We start from the raw sequence: 17931 nt of genomic DNA, 5'->3' as shown, positions 1-17931 counted from the left end.
ACATGGCACTTGATTCACTGTTGTGCGCGGCCCTGGAAACAGCGCTCAATGCTGTGATTGCTAAAGACGCCGACAGCCAGCGTCGCCTTGCTCGGCTAAAAGGGCGTTGTATCGGAGTGACTCTACAAGAGCTTGATCGCCAACTGATTTTCGTCTTCGGCCAACGTATTGATGTACTTAGCCATTACGAAGGTGAATGCGACGCGGCGCTATCGTTGTCACTGTCAGCACTGCCACAGCTACAGCAAAAAGCAAACTTAACCGCCTTAATCAAAGCGGATAAACTCACGCTGGAGGGGGATGTCGATGTCGCCCAGCAGTTTTCTCAGTTGCTCAGTGGTATCGAATTAGATGTGGCAGAGTGGCTAGCACCTTACACCGGCGATGTGATTGCGCATACGGTGGTGAGTCAGGCGCAGCAGCGCTGGCAGCAATTGCAGCAATTGGCTCAGCGGCAACAGCGCTATGCAGGAGAAGTGATTACGGAAGAATGGCGCTTAGCGCCTGGGCCATTAGAAGTGGCGGCATACAGTGACCAAGTGGACGAGCTGCGCAGCGATGTCGCGCGGTTGGAAGCCAGGTTTAAGCAGTTGGTAGAACGGGTGGAGTCTGCATGACACTCAATGAAATTCGTCGCTTGTATTTTATCATCCGTACCTTACTGCTTTATGGTGTGGATGCTTTACTCCCCAAACAACCCTTAACACGGCTGGCGCACCTTGGCCGCCAATCATTGTTTTGGCTGAAGAATCAGCACCCAGATAAGCCGGTGGGGGAGCGACTGCGTTTGGCGCTGCAAAGCTTGGGCCCGGTATGGGTGAAGCTTGGGCAAATGATGTCGACGCGTCGTGATCTATTCCCCGCCGATATCGCCAACGAGCTGGCACAGTTGCAAGATAAAGTCGCACCCTTTGATGGCCACAAAGCCAAAGCGCAAATCGAAGCCTCGTTAGGCGGCCCGTTAGAAACCTGGTTTAGCGACTTTGATCCCCATCCACTCGCCTCTGCGTCGATTGCGCAAGTGCACACCGCTACGCTCAAATCGAATGGGCGTGAAGTGGTGCTGAAGGTGATCCGCCCCGATATTTTGCCAGTGATCCAAGCTGACTTGCGGCTCATGTATCGTGTGGCACGGCTGGTGGCGCGTTTTCTGCCTGATGCGCGTCGCTTAAAACCGGTCGAAGTGATCCGCGAGTACGAAAAAACCTTGCTCGATGAGCTGGATTTGATGCGTGAAGCGGCCAATACCATTCAGCTGCGCCGCAATTTTGAAAACGACCCGGCGCTGTATGTGCCCGAAGTGTTCAGTGACTACTGCCGCAAAGACGTGATGGTGTCTGAGCGAATCTATGGCATTCAAGTGTCGGATATCGAGGCGCTAGAAGCCAATGGTACTGACATGAAATTGCTGGCCGAACGTGGGGTTGAGGTCTTTTTTACCCAGGTATTCCGAGACAGCTTTTTCCATGCGGATATGCATCCAGGCAATGTCTTTGTCTCCTACGAGCACCCACATGATCCGCAGTGGATTGGGCTTGATTGCGGGATTGTCGGCACCCTTAATCGCGACGATAAACGCTATTTGGCAGAAAACTTTATCGCCTTTTTTAACCGCGATTACCGTAAAGTGGCGGAGCTGCATGTTGACTCTGGCTGGGTGCCGCACGACACCAACGTGGATGATTTTGAGTTTGCCATTCGCACCGTGTGTGAGCCCATTTTCGAAAAGCCATTGTGCGAAATCTCGTTCGGTAATGTTTTATTAAACCTATTTAACACCGCGCGCCGGTTTAATATGGAAGTGCAGCCACAGCTGGTGTTGTTGCAAAAAACCTTGCTCTACATTGAAGGGCTTGGGCGTCAGCTCTATCCGCAACTAGATTTGTGGACCACGGCGAAGCCATTTTTAGAGTCGTGGATGAAACAGCAAGTGGGGCCGCAAGCTGTCTGGGCGGCGGTGCGTGAAAAGGCACCGTTTTGGGCGGAAAAACTCCCCGAGATCCCAGAACTGGTGTACGACGGCTTACGGCAAGGTCGTCAGGTCAATCAGCGTTTAGAAGCCTATTATCACGGTTACTTGCAGACCAAACAGCGTCACTCGCGCGCCACTTATATGCTCGGGATTGGTGCGACGTTACTGCTGACGGCGACCATTTTGTTTGCCAACCGAGTCGAGACCTTACCGAGTGTCGCCGCTGCAGGTGCGGTTATCTTTTGGTTGTGGGGCTGGCGACTTTGTAATAAAACCTGTAATAAATAGCAGTTACACTGCTACGCACATCAAGTTAACCAAACGGAAGAAAGGGAACCGGTATGGGTGGAATTAGTATTTGGCAGTTGCTGATCATTGCGGTGATTGTGGTGTTGTTATTTGGTACCAAGAAGCTACGTAACATGGGGGGCGATCTTGGCTCAGCGGTCAAAGGCTTTAAAAAAGCAATGAACGATGATGAAACCAAAACCACTGACAAAGATGCGGATTTTCAGCAGCAGTCATTGGACAACAGTGACGCCGACGCGTCGAAAAAAGAGCAAGCACGCAAAGATAAAGAGCAGGTGTAAGCCGTGTTTGATATAGGTTTCTGGGAGTTAGTGCTGATTGCCATTATTGGCCTCGTGGTGCTTGGCCCGGAGCGATTACCGGTTGCGATACGCAATGTGTCGCGCTGGGTGGGGGCGGCGAAACGGATGGCAGGATCTGTCCGTGATGAGCTTGAACAAGAGCTCAAGCTAAAAGAGCTCCAAGACAATTTACACAAGGCCGAACAAGCGGGGATGAAAGATTTGTCACCTGAGCTACAAGAGTCGGTCGACACCCTGCGTCAACGCGCGGCGGATGTACAACGCCCTTATGCAGCATCGCCTTCTTCTCATCACCCCGATGAAGGCGACGATGCGCCATCAACGGATAAGCGATAACGAGTCAGACGCTTTATGTTTTCGGTGAACAAACCACTATGTCTTCTGTGAACGATACTCAGCCCCTTATCAGCCACTTGATGGAGCTTCGTAACCGCCTGCTTCGCGCAATTATCGCCATCTTAGTGGTCTTTGCCTGCTTGGTGTATTTTGCCAATGATATTTACAGCCTGATTGCCCAACCGCTGATCGACAAACTGCCCGAAGGGGCGAGCATGATCGCTACGGATGTCGCGTCTCCCTTCTTTACGCCAATTAAGCTGACTTTGGTCATATCCGTCTTCGTCGCCATCCCTGTGGTGCTATATCAAATCTGGGCGTTCGTTGCTCCCGGCCTGTATAAGCATGAACAGCGGCTAGTGATGCCGCTTTTGGTGTCGAGTTCGTTGCTGTTCTACGCGGGCGTGGCATTTGCGTACTGGGTGGTGCTGCCATTGGTGTTTGGCTTTTTCACGTCTATTGCGCCAGAAGGGGTGCAAGTGGCAACGGATATTGCCAGTTATCTCGACTTTATCTTGGCGCTCTTTCTCGCCTTTGGCATTGCCTTTGAGATCCCTATCGCGATTATACTGCTGGTTTGGACAGGGGCGACCACGGCACAAAGCTTAACCCGCAAGCGGCCCTATGTGGTAGTGGCTGCGTTTGTGGTGGGGATGATGCTGACGCCACCGGATATGATTTCACAAACCTTGCTGGCCATTCCCATGTGCTTGCTGTTCGAGCTGGGCGTGGTGCTATCGCGCTTTTATGTCCCACGTGAGAAATCAGAATCCGAGGAGGCCAGTGAATGATCGATATTGGTGTTAACCTGACAAGCACACGGTTTGATCAAGACAGAGAGACCGTGGTGGCTGATGCCAAACAGGCGGGCGTCACGGGCATGATTCTGACCGGCACCAGTATCGATGAGAGCCAAGCAGCCGCCGCGCTTGCGAGCTCTTATCCTGGTTTTGCCTATGCCACGGCGGGTGTTCACCCGCATGATGCCAAATCGGTCGAGGCGACAGATTTAAGCGCGATTCAGCAATTAGCGCAGCGTCCCGAGGTGGTCGCAATCGGTGAGTGTGGGCTTGATTTTAATCGGGACTTTTCGCCGCGGCCACAACAAGAAGCGGTCTTTGAGGCGCAGCTTGCGCTAGCGGCTGAGCTTTCAATGCCGGTGTTTATGCACTGTCGTGATGCCCACGATCGCTGGTTCGCCATTTTGCGTCCATGGCTCGACAAACTGCCCGCGGCGGTGCTGCATTGTTTTACTGGCGATGACCGCGCGCTGCGCGATTGCCTCGATGTCGGTTTATATATAGGGGTAACGGGATGGCTATGCGACGAGCGCCGCGGACAGCAGCTTCAGCAGCAGGTAAGCTGGTTGCCCGATGACAGGTTGATGATAGAAACCGATGCGCCGTATTTACAGCCTCGCGATATACGGCCGCGACCTAAACGCAGTCGTAATGAGCCGAAATACTTGCCCCATATCGCCCAAACAGTGGCACGATTACGTCAACAGCCTGTCGAACATATTATTGATTGCACAATAAAAAACACTCAGCGCTGCTTTTCTATTCAGTGACTGGGTGAACACTACACGAGGCAGTTCGCTGCCCCAAAGCCCAGGTCTGCAACTTAAAGGAGGATACAGTGACCGTATCCATTCAAGGCGCCTTTCCTGCTCGACGCCTGCGTCGTACACGCAAAACTGACTTTAGCCGCCGTATGGTGGCGGAACATTCATTGTCCGCAAGCGATTTGATTTACCCAATCTTCGTGCTCATGGGTAAGAATCGTCGTGAGCCAGTGGCATCCATGCCCGGCATCGAGCGACTCTCGATTGATTTATTGCTCCATGAAGCCGATTACCTTGCCAAGCTGGGTGTCCCTGCCATTGCGCTCTTTCCTGTGATCCCGAAAGAGTTTAAAACCAGTTGTGCCTCGGAGGCATTTAACCCCGAAGGGTTAGTGCCACGCGCGGTGCGCTTACTCAAAGAGCATGTGCCGCAAATGGGCGTGATCACCGATGTGGCACTAGACCCTTACACTGTGCACGGCCAAGACGGGATCATTGATGAAGACGGCTATGTGATGAACGAGCCCACCACTGAGGTACTGATCAAACAAGCCCTATCTCATGCCGAAGCGGGCGTCGATATTGTCGCGCCTTCTGACATGATGGATGGACGGATTGGTCGTATCCGTGAGGCATTGGAAGCCAATGGTCATATCAATACCCAGATCATGGCGTATTCTGCCAAGTATGCGTCCAATTACTACGGCCCGTTTCGCGATGCATTAGGCTCGGCGGCGAACCTGAAAGGGGGTAACAAAGCTAACTATCAAATGGATCCGGCCAACAGCGATGAAGCCTTGCACGAAGTGGCGATGGATATTGCTGAAGGGGCTGATACCGTGATGGTTAAACCCGGGATGCCGTATTTGGATGTGGTACGCCGGGTAAAAAATGAGCTTAAAGTGCCGACGTTTGCCTACCAGGTATCGGGCGAGTATGCGATGCACAAGGCGGCCATTGATAATGGCTGGCTAAAAGAGCGCGAGACAGTGATGGAGTCATTATTGTGCTTTAAGCGTGCGGGGGCCGATGGGATCCTCACCTACTTTGCTAAGCAAGTGGCCGAGTGGTTAGCGGAAGACGCGGGTGCCACCTTGCCTCCCAGACCGGAAGAGACGGTCGGCTAACTCGCCTTTTATGAAAGCGCCCTTGCCACGAGCAAGGGCGTTTTTTTTAGCCTGCCCTGGATGACCCCACAAAACTCAAGGGATCACATTGCGGTTAATGGGGTTCTGTAGTGAGATCAGTGTTTCTGTGGATTGTACTTCGTCGATGGCTTGAAGCTTGTCAATCAACACAAACTGTAGCTCTTCGATAGAGCGGCACATGAGCTTAACGAAAATATTATAGGCCCCCGTGGTGTAGTAGGCTTCTACCACCTCGTCGAGCTGATTGAGTTTTTCTAGTGCCGAGTGGTAATCTCGCGCCGCTTTAAGATTGATGCCGATAAAGCAGCACACGTCGTAGCCGAGTTTTTTGGTGTTGACCAATATTTCCGTGCCTTCGATGATGCCCGCGGCTTTCATTTTCTCAACCCGCACGTGAACGGTGGCGGGGCTGACATGAAAGCGCTTTGCCATTTCTGCGTAGGGGACGCGCGCGTCATCCAACAGCGTAGAGAGAATACGACGATCTAGGTCATCCAATTTTGGCAACTCGTTCATTGTTTTAGTCTTTTAGTTATAGCATGGCCAGATTTTTCGTTAACGCGGTTGCTTAGCCACTTCGTTAACGCCTAATGTAGGGTATCGCGTTGTTTAGCAAGATACCAACAAACCAACAGGAAGGGGATGTGGGGATCAAATACGTTTTCGGTGGCTTACTACTGTTCATCGCCAGTAGCGTCAATGCCGCACAAAAAGATGTGCTGGTGGTGCACTCCTATCATCCTGGTTTCTTTTGGAACCAGGCGTTGGTTGAAGGGTTGGAAACAGCCACGCAAGGCGAAGAGATCGCTTTCCAGCATTCCTACCTAGAAAGTAAACGCTACCATTCGGATGCCTATCGCGAACAGCTCAAAGATGTTTATATCCATAAACTGACCAACCATGATTTTGATGCCATTCTGACCACGGATAATGCCGCATTATGGCTGATCCATGAATTGCATGAGTACGTGGGCGATACACCGGTCGTCTATGCGGGGCTCAATAACTTTGGTCGTCAACATTACCCCTTACTGCCCAAGGTCACGGGGGTGAAAGAAGAAATAGACCTACCGCGCAACTTGGCGCTAATGAAGCGCTTGCATCCAGATTTAAAGCGGGTGTATGTACTGCTCGATGAGACGTTCTCCAGTCGTCAGTATTGGAATGTGGTGAAGGCGCAACTGAGAAAGGCGGGTCAGTCAGGCCTCGAGATTGTGAGGCTCTCCAACCTGCCATTCCAAGGCTTACGTGACCGTATTCAAGCGATGCAGCCGGGCGAGGCGGTGTATTACTTGTCCTATTTTCGCGATGCGAACGGCACCTTTCTCGATAGACTCAGTGGTATTCATACTCTTACCCAAGATTCGCCTGTACCGATTTATGGTGCGATGAGCTTTATGCTGGGTCAGGGCGTGATCGGTGGCATTGTGATCGATGGTAAAACTCAAGGTCAGCACCAAGGTCAGCTGCTGTTGGATGTACTGGCGGGCAACCTCCCCCCTGAACGAGACAGTACTAACCTGACGTTATTCGATTACCCCGCACTGAAAGATTTGGGTGTGGATGTGAGCGCCATCGAAGACGCTGAGGTGATTAACAAGCCTCAGCCGCTTTGGCAAAAGCACCAAGTTGCGTTTCAAGCCGTGGCATTGGCGGTGTTGGTATTGGGAAGCGTGATAGCCATGCTCGGTGCCAATATTCGCCAGTTACGTCGCAGTGAGTCAGCGTTAAAGCGTCACCGAGCAATGCTTAAAGGTATTTTTGATCAAAGTAACCAGTTTATTGCGCTGTTGGATGAGAACGGGATCTTAGTGTCAGGCAATGCCAGCTTTAATCAATTAATCAGCGTGAGTCACCCGTATCGTGGACGACCTTTGTGGTTTTGGCCGATTTGGCGCAATCCCGCCCACCTCGAGGAGCACCTCAAGCTTACCGATTTCTCCCAGCCTCGCCGGTTTGAGCTTTGCCTCAGTGAAGCGCATCGTGAGGTGATTTTGGACGTGGCGGTCAAAGGGTTTCCCAGCGAAAACGGTCAACGGCGCGTGCTGTTAGAAGCTCGTGATATTACCCAGCGCAAACAAACCGAAGAGAAGCTACAGCGCAGCGAAATTGAATACCGCATGTTGTATGAACAGCAGCCTGTCATTCTATTAACCATTGATTACCAAGCACGTATTCAATCGCTCAATCAGTATGCCGCTGATTTGTTTGGTTATGACAAAGCCGCGTTATTAGGGCACAAGATCACCTCCTTATATGCGGATCATCAAGTGCCTCCCCATCGAATGATTAAACGGGATCACAACAACCAAGAGCAGGTGTGGCGGCGTGAGATACCTTATCGTGCCGGCAATGGTCATACCTTGTGGGTCCGGGAAACCGTGCGCGCGATGCATAATCAGACGCAGCTGCTGGTGGTGGGCGAAGACATCACCGCGCATCGAGAAATGGAAAACCAGCTGACTTATCAAGCCCATCACGACTATTTAACGGGGCTGTATAATCGTAGTTATTTTGAACAAAAGCTCGCCGCCGCGCTGTTACAAGCGCGAGAAGAAGATCAGTGTCACGCGATGTACTACATCGATATGGACCAGTTCAAGCTGATTAATGACACCGCCGGACATGAAGCGGGGGACGAGGCACTTAAACAAGTTGCCCAGATCATCCAGCAACATCTGCCAACAGGGGCGGTCTTGTCGCGACTCGGGGGCGATGAATTTGGTGTGATTGCCTATCATCACTCGGCCGAGAGCGCGTTGAGTTGGGGGCACCAACTCCTGGCAACCTTGGCGGACAGTGAGTTTTTCTGGCACGGCAGTCGCATGCGCTTGGCGTGTTCGTTGGGGATTCGTCTTCTGGATCGTACCGCCGGCTCGCCGCAGCAGGTACACGCGCAAGCGGATACCGCCTGCTATGCCGCCAAAGACGAAGGGCGTAACCGTTTACACCTTTATCATCCGGATGATGAGGAGCTGCAACGCCGTGAGCAAGAAATGGCATATGTCAGCCACATCCATGATGCCATTGCTCACGACCGCTTTGATATCTATGCACAGCAGATCGTCGATATTCGACCAGGTAGACAAGATACGCTCTACATCGAGGCGTTGGTGCGGATGCGCGACACCCAAGGCGGTTGGTTGCCGCCCAGCATGTTTATCCCAGCAGCCGAGCGCTACAATATGGCACATCAACTCGACACTGTGGTGGTGACCAAAACGCTGGCGTGGTTTGATGCTCACCCGGATCAGATTGCCAAGCTGGGTAAAATCTCGATTAACCTGTCGGGACGGTCAATCACCCAAAAAGATTTTGTCACCTTCTTAATCGCCGCGATTAAGCAAACCCAAGTGCCTAGCGAGTGCATCTGTCTGGAGATCACTGAAACCGCGGCGATTACCAACATGAGCAGTGCTATCGAGCTTTTCTCGCAGCTAAAAGCCTTGGGGTGTGTGATTGCCTTGGACGACTTTGGCGCGGGCATTTCGTCGTTTGGTTATTTGAAGCGCTTGCCGGTCGACATCATTAAAATCGATGGCCAATTTATCCGCGATATCGCCACCGATGACACCGATTATGCGATGGTGAAAGCAATCAATGAGTTGGCTAAACAAATGGGGAAACAAACCGTGGCGGAGTTTGTCGAGAACGCCCATATTCTCAACAAACTACGCGCGCTGGATGTGGATTATGCCCAAGGCTATCATTTTAGCGTACCCGCGCCCTTAGGCGAGCAGGTAAAAAATTGGTCGACGCGTCGAGAGACGATAAAGGAAAAAATCCATCTCTGATATACTCGGCGCATAACCAGCCGCGGAGAGCCAATGTGCAACTCAGTTTGATTTGCGACGCCCCTGACAAATCCGAGCAATTTGAGGGACTAAAAAGCAAGTGGTCACTTACACACACACCTGATTCGTCATTTGCGTTGATCATGACCACGACACGCCTTGAGCTGCGCAAACAGGATGAGCCTAAGTTAGGCACTGTGTATGTCGACTTTGTTGGCGGTGCGGTCGGCCATCGGCGTAAGTTCGGTGGCGGCAAAGGGCAGGCAATCGCGAAGGCGGTGGGGCTCAACAAAGGCGTCACGCCACGGGTGTTGGATGCCACGGCTGGCTTGGGTCGTGATGCGTTCGTATTAGCATCCTTAGGTTGTCAGGTGCAAATGATTGAGCGGCATCCAGTGGTCGCCGCATTGCTCGACGATGGGCTACAGCGCGCCTATCAAGACAGTGAGATTGGTACATGGATGCAATCGCGCATGACACTGCTGCATGCCAGTAGTGAGCAAGCACTTACCGATATGGCGCAGACCCCTGGGCTACAACGACCTGATGTGGTCTATTTAGATCCTATGTATCCCCACAAGAAAAAAGCAGCCTTAGTGAAAAAAGAAATGCGTGTGTTTCAGGCTTTGGTGGGCGCTGACACGGACGCCGATGCCTTGTTAGCGCCTGCGTGCCAGCTCGCGCGTAGCCGCGTAGTGGTTAAGCGTCCAGATTATGCTGAGCCCTTGGCGGCAACGCCACCACACTCTAGTATTACCACCAAGAAGAACCGCTTTGACATGTATATCAACGCAGCGTTAAGTGCGGAGGCGTAAATGGCTAAGTCTTTGTGCAAATGGCGACGGGGTGAGGTTGAGGCCAACTTAAGTGCGCTCGCATCGATTACCACGCCACCGCGAGCGGCTTGCAGTAAGTGTGCGCGAGTCGCCAGTGAAAAAGGTTATCTCTGTCGCCCTGTGCCTCTTGCCAGTGACGGGGATAAAAAAGCGCAAAAAGCCAAAAAAGCCAAAAAAGCCAAGAATAAAGCGGACAAGAAAGACAAAAAGGGCAAAAAAGCGAACAAAGAAAAAAAGAAAGGCAAAAAAAGGAAGGAAAAATAAAGGCTCCATAGCGAACTAAGGAGCCTTGAAGGGCTTAGTCGAGGCCTTTTACCATCAGTACGGTCAGTAGTCCGGTGATCACTGAGACAATCAGGCCAGAAACGATTAGCCAAGGCAACATATCCATCATGTTCTGCACTCACTTCTTTGTTATGAATTGGGGGAAAAGCGAGCATGATTGAGCCTGAGTTTAGCGACATTCTCAATGTGCTAGACGTAGACAGTTAAGCTTAGTAACGATTAGAAACAAGGTGGCGACAAAGCCATCAAACAGCCCCCGTGGCACATAGGTCTATCAGTACAAAGGGTCCATCATGAGTGTCAATCAAGGAAAAGCCGATGTATCGGTTTGGGATAAAGAAGAAGCCTTAAGCCGGCTAATGGATAGCCCGGCGCTTCTTGATGAGGCTTGCAGTATATTTGTTGAAGAAAGTGAGCAACAACTGCCAAGCATGGAAAAGCAGCTTGCTAACGCCGACTACACCGCCTTGGCGCGCGAAGCGCACAAAATGAAAGGCAGCGCTGGCAATTTAGCGGCGCTCGAGCTGCATCAGCAAGCATTGACACTCGAGCAAGCGGCAAAGCAAGAGGCCGCCGACCAAGCCGCTGCTGCGTTAGCGGACATTAAAGAAGGCTTAGCACGATTTTGTGCGCAGCTCACTCACTAGTCGCCTGTCTCATCATGCTCGCGAGTGACCAATAAAAAACGCCGTGTTGAACACGGCGTTTTGATGTGAGCCCATTTCGCGCGGTTTAGCGCATGGTAACAAACTCTTCTGACCCGGTGGGGTGAATCGCGACCACACTATCAAAGTCCGCTTTGGTGGCGCCCATCTTCATCGCCACCGCAAAACCTTGAATCATTTCATCAACGGTAAAGCCAATACCGTGCAGACCGACCACTTTTTCTTCATCGCCTGCGCAAACCAGTTTCATCTTACAGGGTTGACGGTGCTGGGTGACGGCGGTGTACATGGCCGCAAAGCTGGAGGTATAGACTTTAATATTGTCATCGCCGTATTTGGCACGCGCCTCTGGTTCGCTCAAACCAATGGTGCCAATGGGTGGGTGACTGAATACCACGGTGGGAACCAAATCATAGTCCATTTTAGCATGCGTTTGGCCGTTAAACAGACGTTCTGAGAGTAGACGTCCTGCTTTGACGGCGACAGGCGTCAGCTCAATCCCGCCATCCATGATATCCCCGACACAGTGAATGTGTGGGACGCTGGTGGTCTGATAGGGGTCAACCTTGATGTAGCCATCGGCCGTGGTCTGCACGTCGGTGGCGCCGAGGTTGATTTTATCGGTCGTCGGGTGACGGCCAATCGCCCAGATCAGGGTGTCCGTGTTGTGGGTGGTGCCGTTTTCAAAGGCCAGAGTCAGGCTACCATCACTTTCTTCAGTGACCGACACGGGGACATGTTGGGTGTGAAGAGTGGGGCCTTCTTTTTCCATTACCTCGACCAAGGTGTCGGTGACCATAGGGTCGAAGGTGCGTAATGGGCGGTCTTTACGCACAAATAAGTGGGTATCAGAGCCCAAGGCATGCAGTACGCCGGCGATTTCGACCGCAATGTAACCCGCACCGACCACGGCCACGCGTTTAGGTTGCTCGGGGAGGGCAAAGAAGCCATCGGAATCAATCCCCAACTCTGCGCCTGGAATGTTCGGAATAGTGGGTGTGCCCCCCACGGCAATCAGAAAGTGATCGGCGGTGTAGTGCTCGCCATCCACTTCTACCGTGTTGTTATCGACAAAGCGGGCAAAACCACGAATGACATCGATATTGTTTTTACCCAGAACGTTGTCGTAAGCCTTATGAATGCGGCTAATGTAGGCTTCACGGTTATCCACTAAGGTCGACCAATTAAAGCCTTTCACGTCCACATCAAAGCCATAGTCTGATGCGTAAAGGTTAAGGGCTTCGGCAACTTGAGCACCGTGCCACATGACTTTTTTAGGGACACAGCCTACGTTTACGCAGGTGCCACCAAGGTGCTTTGCTTCAATAAGGGCGACGTTAGCACCGTGCATCGCGGCACGGTTGGCTGAGGCAATACCGCCGCTGCCGCCACCGATACAGATGTAGTCGAAATGCTTCGCCATGTCTTTCTCCATCTTATAGGCACTAGGTGCCACTGGCATTGATATCGAGGTCAGCTTGTCGTGTTTGGCGTCGCTTGTAAAGCCACTATCTCTGACCCCTAAAGACATAGCATACCAAACCGACAGTGCGGCAGCAGTCTCAGAATCATTTTGTAACGCTCGCAATACACCCCGCTAAACGGGGAGGGATTGAAAAGCGTAGAGAGAGACGGCATATAAATAAGGTTACTTATCTGCCCGGGGCTCGCGATGCGAGCGCCTTATCAGCAAAAAGGAAGGCACTATGTCCAACCCGCTTCTTCAATTTGAGGATTTACCTCCGTTTTCCGCCATTAAGCCAGAGCATGTCAAACCAGCAGTGGAAGCCGCGATTGCTGACTGTCGCCAAGCGGTAGATGCCGCGGCGGCGACTGAGCAACCCAGCTGGGATTCGGTCAGTGTGCCTGTCACAGAGGCGGAAGATCGACTTGGCCGCATCTGGTCACCGGTGAGCCATATGAATGCGGTGGTCAATAGTCAGCCATTGCGTGAGGCGTATGAAAGCTGCCTGGCGTTACTGTCGGAATACTCCACCTGGCGTGGTCAGCACAAGGGGTTATACCAAGCATACAAAGCGATGAAAGACAGTGCTGAGTTTTCCGCCCTCGATGTGGCACAGCAAAAAGCGATTAACGATGCGCTGCAAGACTTTGAACTGTCCGGAATTGCCTTGCCAGCCGACCAGCAACACCGCTTTGGTGAGATTCAAAAGCGGTTGTCGGAGCTATCATCATCGTTTAGCAACAATGTGCTCGATGCCACCATGGGGTGGAGCAAGCTGATTAGCGATGAAAGTGACTTAGCGGGGTTACCCGAATCGGCGCGCAACGCGGCAAAAGCGCAAGCCGAGAGCAAGTCGCAACAAGGTTACTTATTTACCCTGGATATCCCTTCGTATCTGCCCGTCATGATGTACTGTGATAACCGAGCGCTGCGTCAGGAAATGTACGAAGCCTTTACCACGCGCGCCTCTGATCGCGGGCCGCAGGCGGGGCAGTGGGACAATACTGAGCTGATGAACGAGTCGCTGCGCCTCAAGCATGAGTTAGCACGTCTACTTGGCTTTAATCACTACAGTGAACTATCCCTCGCCACGAAAATGGCGGAAACCCCAGACCAGGTGATGGGCTTTTTGAATGATCTGGTCGATAAAGCGCGCCCACAAGGCGAGCGTGAATTCGCGGAAGTGAAAGCCTATGCCAAAGAAGAGTTTGGGGTTGATGCCCTCGAGCCTTGGGATATCCCTTATTACAGTGAAAAACTCAAGCAAGCACGCTACACCATCTCTGATGAAGCGCTTCGCCCATACTTCCCTGAAGCACGTGTACTCTCCGGCTTGTTTGAAGTGATGCATCGTGTGTTTGGCATGACGATTACCGAGCGTAAAGGCATCGACACCTGGCATGAGAGCGTGCGCTTTTATGATATTCATGATAGCCAAGGCACCTTGCGCGGTAGCTTCTACCTTGACTTGTATGCGCGAGAAAACAAACGTGGCGGCGCATGGATGGATGAGTGTCGCGTTCGTCGTCGTCAAGCAGACGGTGAGCTACAAACGCCAGTGGCGTATTTAACCTGTAACTTTAACCCACCAGTGGGCGATGACCCTGCGCTGTTTACCCATGACGAAGTAGTGACCTTATTCCACGAATTTGGTCATGGCATTCACCATATGTTGACGCAAGTCGACGTAGCGGATGTGTCAGGGATCAATGGTGTGCCTTGGGATGCGGTTGAGCTGCCAAGCCAGTTTTTAGAGAACTGGTGCTGGGAGCAAGAGGCACTGAGCTTTATCTCGGGGCATTACCAAACGGGAGAAGCCTTACCGGAAGACATGCTAGAAAAAATGCTCGCCGCGAAGAACTTTAATTCGGCGATGGCGATGTTGCGCCAGCTTGAGTTCAGTTTATTCGACTTCCGTTTGTTCAGTGAGTTTGACCCAGAGGTCGGCCCGCGGATCATGGAAACACTCAGTGCGGTGCGTGAGCAGGTCTCTGTGGTTCCCGCGCCTGAGTGGAACCGTTTCCCGCACGCGTTTGGCCATATTTTTGCCGGTGGCTACAGTGCAGGCTACTACAGCTATAAATGGGCAGAAGTGCTATCGAGCGATGCTTACTCGCGCTTTGAAGAAGAAGGGATCTTTAACCGCGACACCGGCGAGGACTTCCTGAATCATATTCTCAGCCGTGGCGGCAGTGAGGCACCGAAAGATTTGTTTGTGCGCTTTAGAGGTCGCGAACCAAGCCCTGACGCCTTATTGCGTCATAGCGGGATCACCACCGCGTAGTGTCGCAGATCTTCAATAAAAAAAGCCCGCATCATCACTGGTGTGGGCTTTTTTATTCATCGCCGGTGTTAGATGCGAGTCTCGTCAGTGAGCACCACTAGGGGCAACCCAAGGCTTGATTGGCGCAAGGCCTCTTGCTCTAATTCGGCACGCAACAAGGGGCTGGCCTCGAGTAATGTGGTGTCCAAGTGTAGGGTAAGAGCATCCTCCTCGGCAGTGAGGGCTAGCATCGGTCGGACGCGACTGTCGCGTCGATGGCATAAGATCACCGCAATTCGCAGCAGGCGCAACAGACGATTGGCGCTGGTGGTAGACAGCGCGTGCTGGCCATCAATGAGCACCAGTTGCTCTCGATAGTAGCGGAGCAAGGTGGCGACCAATTGTTTCTGTGCTCGCGTAAAGCCGGGCAGATCGAGATGGGTGATCAAATACGCGGCATGATCACCATCTTGCTTAAAGCCAATGCTTAAACCAATTTCATGCACGCAGGCGGCGGCATGAAGCAAGCTTTGTGCTTCCGGCTCAGGTACCCAGGATGCCGGACATTGATTGAGCAGCTCCAAGGCGGTGTCGGCGACATTGATACCGTGTGCTTCATCCAGCTGATAGCGAGACTGGATGCTGGCAATGGTGCGGGCACGAATATCGCTATGGCGCATCGCGGTCATCATTTCATACACCAAGCCTTCTCGCAGCGCCCCACCCGCTAGGGTCATGCGTGTCACCTCTAAGCACTCGAAAATGGCGATCAGTATCGATAAGCCGCTTGGAAACACCAGCGCACGTTCTAACGTCAACCCCTCGATATCCAATGCGTCCATTTGCCCACAGGCGATGGCTTGATCGCGCAAACGATGCAGTTTATCGAGTGTAATCACTTCATCCATGCCTTGGGTGACCATGATCTCTTGCAGTGCCTGCACGGTACCGCTGGCGCCTACGCAGCAGTCCCAACCGAGCGCACGATATTGCGCAATCAGCGGGGCTAACTCGGCTTTGGCGCCGGCAATCGCGGTATCAAACGCCGATTGATTGAGCACGCGATCGGCAAAATAGTCTTCTAAAAAGGTGACACAGCCCATATTGAGGCTTTGCAATAAGGTAGGCTCAAATTGCTCACCAATGATGAGCTCGGTGCTGGCACCACCGATGTCGACCACCAAGCGTTTGCCCGCCCCGCCAGAGGTATGCGCGACCCCTTGGTAGATGGTGCGCGCCTCTTCTTCCCCCGAAATGATTTCAATCGGGTGGCCAAGCAGGTTGTTAGCTCGGGCTAAAAACGCATCCGCGTTGCTTGCGCGACGTAGAGCCGCCGTGGCGACGACACGGATATTGTCGGTGTTGAAATCTTGCAGGCGCTCGGCGAACAAGGCCAAGCAATCCCAGCCACGCTGCATGGCTTCGTCGCTTAGCTGTTGTTGGTCGTCCATGCCTGCGGCGAGACGAACTTTTCGCTTAATTTTCGCGAGAGTTTGCACGCTGCCTGCCACTTGGCGCACCACCAGCATATGAAAGCTGTTGGAGCCTAAATCAATCGCGGCGTACAGCGACGGGGTCGATGTGGGATGTCCGTGACCACTCATGATGCGCTCTGACCTATGTGCCGTTAAACCTTATGCCGACTTTTGCGGACGGCGACGTTGGCGGTTACGGTTATTTCCGCCACCTTTGTTGTTGCTGCGACGCTGCGTATTGGGGCGCTTGGCCATTTTCTTGGGCGGCGGCAAATCTTTTAGCAGTGCACTGCGGTCAAATTCGCTGACTGGAATACTGTGTTCGATGTATTCTTCAATCGCGGGGAGATTGACGGCGTATTCTTCACACGCAAAGCTGATGGAGCTACCACTGGCGCCTGCACGCCCCGTTCGGCCAATGCGATGCACGTAGTCTTGTGCGTCGTCTGGGAGATCATAATTAAACACATGGGTCACCTGCGGAATATGCAGGCCGCGCGCCGCGACATCAGTCGCCACCAACAAATCCAGCTCACCATTGGTGAATTGCTCGAGGATTTTAACCCGTTTTTTCTGCGGCACGTCACCCGTAAGCAAGCCTACACGGTGGTTATCGGCGGCTAAATGCGCCCAAATCGATTCGCAGCGATGCTTAGTGTTGGCAAAAATAATCGCGCGTTCAGGCCAGTCTTCTTCGATCAAGGTTTGCAGCAGCGGCATTTTTTCCTTGTTCGATGGCTGGAACAACTCTTCTTTGATGCGATGGCCGGTAATTTGTTCGGGCTCGACCACCACATGCTCTGGGCTCGTCATGTGCTCGAAGGCCAGTTCTTGAACGCGATACGACAAGGTCGCCGAAAACAGCATGTTCAAGCGCTGATCGGGGGCGGGCATGCGGTTAAACAAAAAGCGGATATCTTTGATAAAACCGAGATCAAACATACGGTCGGCTTCATCAAGCACGACGGCTTGAATACCATGCAAATCAATCACTTTCTTTTTGTAAAAATCGATGATTCGACCACAGGTTCCGATTAAAATGTCGACACCCTGTTCAAGTGTTTGTTGCTGTTTGTCGTAGCCTTCGCCACCATAGGCAAGTCCTGCGCTGATCGACGTATTGGCTAATAGCGGCTCCGCATCATTATAGATCTGAATCGCTAATTCACGCGTAGGAGCTAATATGATGGCACGCGGTTGATTCTTTTTACGCGATGCTGGGGCATCGGTTGTAAGGAGGTGATGAAACGTCGCAGCCAGGAACGCCAGGGTTTTGCCTGTCCCCGTTTGCGCCTGTCCTGCAATGTCTTGGCCGGTGAGCAGGACCGGCAATGCCAAGGCTTGGATTGGGGTACATTGAGTAAACCCTTTGGCCTCCAAGCTCTTAAGAACATCGGCGTGCAAGCCGAGCTCGGCAAATTTCTGCTCTGTGATATGCGTCATTTTCATCCGGATAGAATATCAGCTTAGGCTTGCAATACGGAAGCGAATCCAGTCAAATAGTCCCATAATTTACT

At 52.4% G+C, this 17931-nt stretch carries 16 protein-coding genes; 12 read left to right on the top strand and 4 right to left on the bottom strand.

The window, feature by feature from the left end:
- Positions 1-2 precede the first annotated feature (2 nt).
- From WN56_RS08290 to hemB, 7 genes are all read left to right on the top strand, one after another.
- Positions 3-617, top strand: coding sequence for an SCP2 domain-containing protein (locus WN56_RS08290; protein ID WP_046074593.1), 615 nt, complete (start codon positions 3-5; stop codon positions 615-617).
- Positions 614-2260 (top strand): ubiquinone biosynthesis regulatory protein kinase UbiB, encoded by a 1647-nt coding sequence (ubiB, locus tag WN56_RS08285; protein ID WP_046074592.1) that lies wholly within the window; start codon positions 614-616, stop codon positions 2258-2260. The genes WN56_RS08290 and ubiB overlap by 4 nt, the downstream gene beginning before the upstream one ends.
- A 53-nt stretch (positions 2261-2313) precedes the next feature.
- Positions 2314-2562 (top strand): Sec-independent protein translocase subunit TatA, encoded by a 249-nt coding sequence (gene tatA, locus WN56_RS08280; RefSeq protein ID WP_046074591.1) that lies wholly within the window; start codon positions 2314-2316, stop codon positions 2560-2562.
- Between the two features lie 3 nt (positions 2563-2565).
- A complete protein-coding gene (gene tatB, locus WN56_RS08275) occupies positions 2566-2919 on the top strand; it encodes a Sec-independent protein translocase protein TatB (protein WP_046074590.1) in 354 nt (117 codons plus the stop codon).
- Positions 2920-2957: 38 nt separating this feature from the next.
- Positions 2958-3710 carry a twin-arginine translocase subunit TatC gene (gene tatC / locus WN56_RS08270; RefSeq protein ID WP_046074589.1) on the top strand — a complete coding sequence of 251 codons (753 nt, stop codon included), beginning with the start codon at positions 2958-2960 and terminating at the stop codon, positions 3708-3710.
- The gene (locus tag WN56_RS08265) at positions 3707-4489 is read left to right on the top strand and encodes a TatD family hydrolase (RefSeq protein WP_046074588.1); all 783 of its coding nucleotides are present in this window, start codon (positions 3707-3709) and stop codon (positions 4487-4489) included. The genes tatC and WN56_RS08265 overlap by 4 nt, the downstream gene beginning before the upstream one ends.
- 68 nt (positions 4490-4557) lie before the next feature.
- Positions 4558-5610: a porphobilinogen synthase gene (gene hemB, locus WN56_RS08260; protein ID WP_046074587.1), complete on the top strand. Its 1053-nt coding sequence runs from the start codon at positions 4558-4560 to the stop codon at positions 5608-5610.
- Positions 5611-5685: 75 nt separating this feature from the next.
- Here hemB and asnC read toward each other — a convergent pair whose 3' ends face one another.
- Positions 5686-6147: a transcriptional regulator AsnC gene (gene asnC / locus WN56_RS08255; RefSeq protein ID WP_046074586.1), complete on the bottom strand. Its 462-nt coding sequence runs from the start codon at positions 6145-6147 to the stop codon at positions 5686-5688.
- Between the two features lie 128 nt (positions 6148-6275).
- Here asnC and WN56_RS08250 point away from each other — a divergent pair, with 128 nt between their 5' ends.
- The 4 genes from WN56_RS08250 (at position 6276) to WN56_RS16560 (ending at position 11193) form a co-directional block, all read left to right on the top strand.
- On the top strand, positions 6276-9425 hold the full coding sequence (locus WN56_RS08250; protein WP_231637423.1) for an ABC transporter substrate binding protein: 3150 nt from the start codon (positions 6276-6278) through the stop codon (positions 9423-9425).
- A 35-nt stretch (positions 9426-9460) separates the two neighbouring features.
- Positions 9461-10240 (top strand): class I SAM-dependent methyltransferase, encoded by a 780-nt coding sequence (locus tag WN56_RS08245; protein WP_046074585.1) that lies wholly within the window; start codon positions 9461-9463, stop codon positions 10238-10240.
- Entirely contained in the window at positions 10241-10525 is a 285-nt protein-coding gene (locus tag WN56_RS08240) for a hypothetical protein (protein WP_046074584.1), read from the top strand.
- Between the two features lie 314 nt (positions 10526-10839).
- Positions 10840-11193: an Hpt domain-containing protein gene (locus tag WN56_RS16560; RefSeq protein ID WP_052708052.1), complete on the top strand. Its 354-nt coding sequence runs from the start codon at positions 10840-10842 to the stop codon at positions 11191-11193.
- Between the two features lie 85 nt (positions 11194-11278).
- On the opposite strand, the gene gorA is transcribed toward WN56_RS16560, so the two are convergent.
- The gene (gorA, locus tag WN56_RS08230) at positions 11279-12634 is read right to left on the bottom strand and encodes a glutathione-disulfide reductase (RefSeq protein WP_046074583.1); all 1356 of its coding nucleotides are present in this window, start codon (positions 12632-12634) and stop codon (positions 11279-11281) included.
- 283 nt (positions 12635-12917) lie between these two features.
- On the opposite strand from gorA, the gene prlC reads away from it, so the two are divergent.
- A complete protein-coding gene (gene prlC, locus WN56_RS08225; RefSeq protein WP_046074582.1) occupies positions 12918-14960 on the top strand; it encodes an oligopeptidase A in 2043 nt (680 codons plus the stop codon).
- 68 nt (positions 14961-15028) lie between these two features.
- On the opposite strand, the gene gppA is transcribed toward prlC, so the two are convergent.
- Both gppA and rhlB read right to left on the bottom strand, forming a co-directional pair.
- The gene (gene gppA, locus WN56_RS08220) at positions 15029-16543 is read right to left on the bottom strand and encodes a guanosine-5'-triphosphate,3'-diphosphate diphosphatase (RefSeq protein WP_046074581.1); all 1515 of its coding nucleotides are present in this window, start codon (positions 16541-16543) and stop codon (positions 15029-15031) included.
- 30 nt (positions 16544-16573) lie between these two features.
- The gene (gene rhlB / locus WN56_RS08215) at positions 16574-17863 is read right to left on the bottom strand and encodes an ATP-dependent RNA helicase RhlB (protein ID WP_046074580.1); all 1290 of its coding nucleotides are present in this window, start codon (positions 17861-17863) and stop codon (positions 16574-16576) included.
- Positions 17864-17931 lie beyond the last annotated feature (68 nt).

This window comes from Salinivibrio sp. KP-1, assembly GCF_000968645.1.
In the GTDB taxonomy this organism is placed as follows: Bacteria; Pseudomonadota; Gammaproteobacteria; order Enterobacterales; family Vibrionaceae; genus Salinivibrio; species Salinivibrio siamensis.
This window is presented reverse-complemented; position numbering and strand designations above follow the sequence as displayed.

Coding starts and splice junctions, on each gene's coding strand:
- WN56_RS08265 (WP_046074588.1), top strand. CDS start 3,707: ATGATCGATATTGGTGTTAACCTGACAAGCACACGGTTTGATCAAGAC.
- WN56_RS16560 (WP_052708052.1), top strand. CDS start 10,840: ATGAGTGTCAATCAAGGAAAAGCCGATGTATCGGTTTGGGATAAAGAA.
- asnC (WP_046074586.1), bottom strand. CDS start 6,147: ATGAACGAGTTGCCAAAATTGGATGACCTAGATCGTCGTATTCTCTCT.
- tatA (WP_046074591.1), top strand. CDS start 2,314: ATGGGTGGAATTAGTATTTGGCAGTTGCTGATCATTGCGGTGATTGTG.
- gppA (WP_046074581.1), bottom strand. CDS start 16,543: ATGAGTGGTCACGGACATCCCACATCGACCCCGTCGCTGTACGCCGCG.
- prlC (WP_046074582.1), top strand. CDS start 12,918: ATGTCCAACCCGCTTCTTCAATTTGAGGATTTACCTCCGTTTTCCGCC.
- gorA (WP_046074583.1), bottom strand. CDS start 12,634: ATGGCGAAGCATTTCGACTACATCTGTATCGGTGGCGGCAGCGGCGGT.
- tatC (WP_046074589.1), top strand. CDS start 2,958: ATGTCTTCTGTGAACGATACTCAGCCCCTTATCAGCCACTTGATGGAG.
- WN56_RS08240 (WP_046074584.1), top strand. CDS start 10,241: ATGGCTAAGTCTTTGTGCAAATGGCGACGGGGTGAGGTTGAGGCCAAC.
- rhlB (WP_046074580.1), bottom strand. CDS start 17,863: ATGAAAATGACGCATATCACAGAGCAGAAATTTGCCGAGCTCGGCTTG.
- WN56_RS08290 (WP_046074593.1), top strand. CDS start 3: ATGGCACTTGATTCACTGTTGTGCGCGGCCCTGGAAACAGCGCTCAAT.
- ubiB (WP_046074592.1), top strand. CDS start 614: ATGACACTCAATGAAATTCGTCGCTTGTATTTTATCATCCGTACCTTA.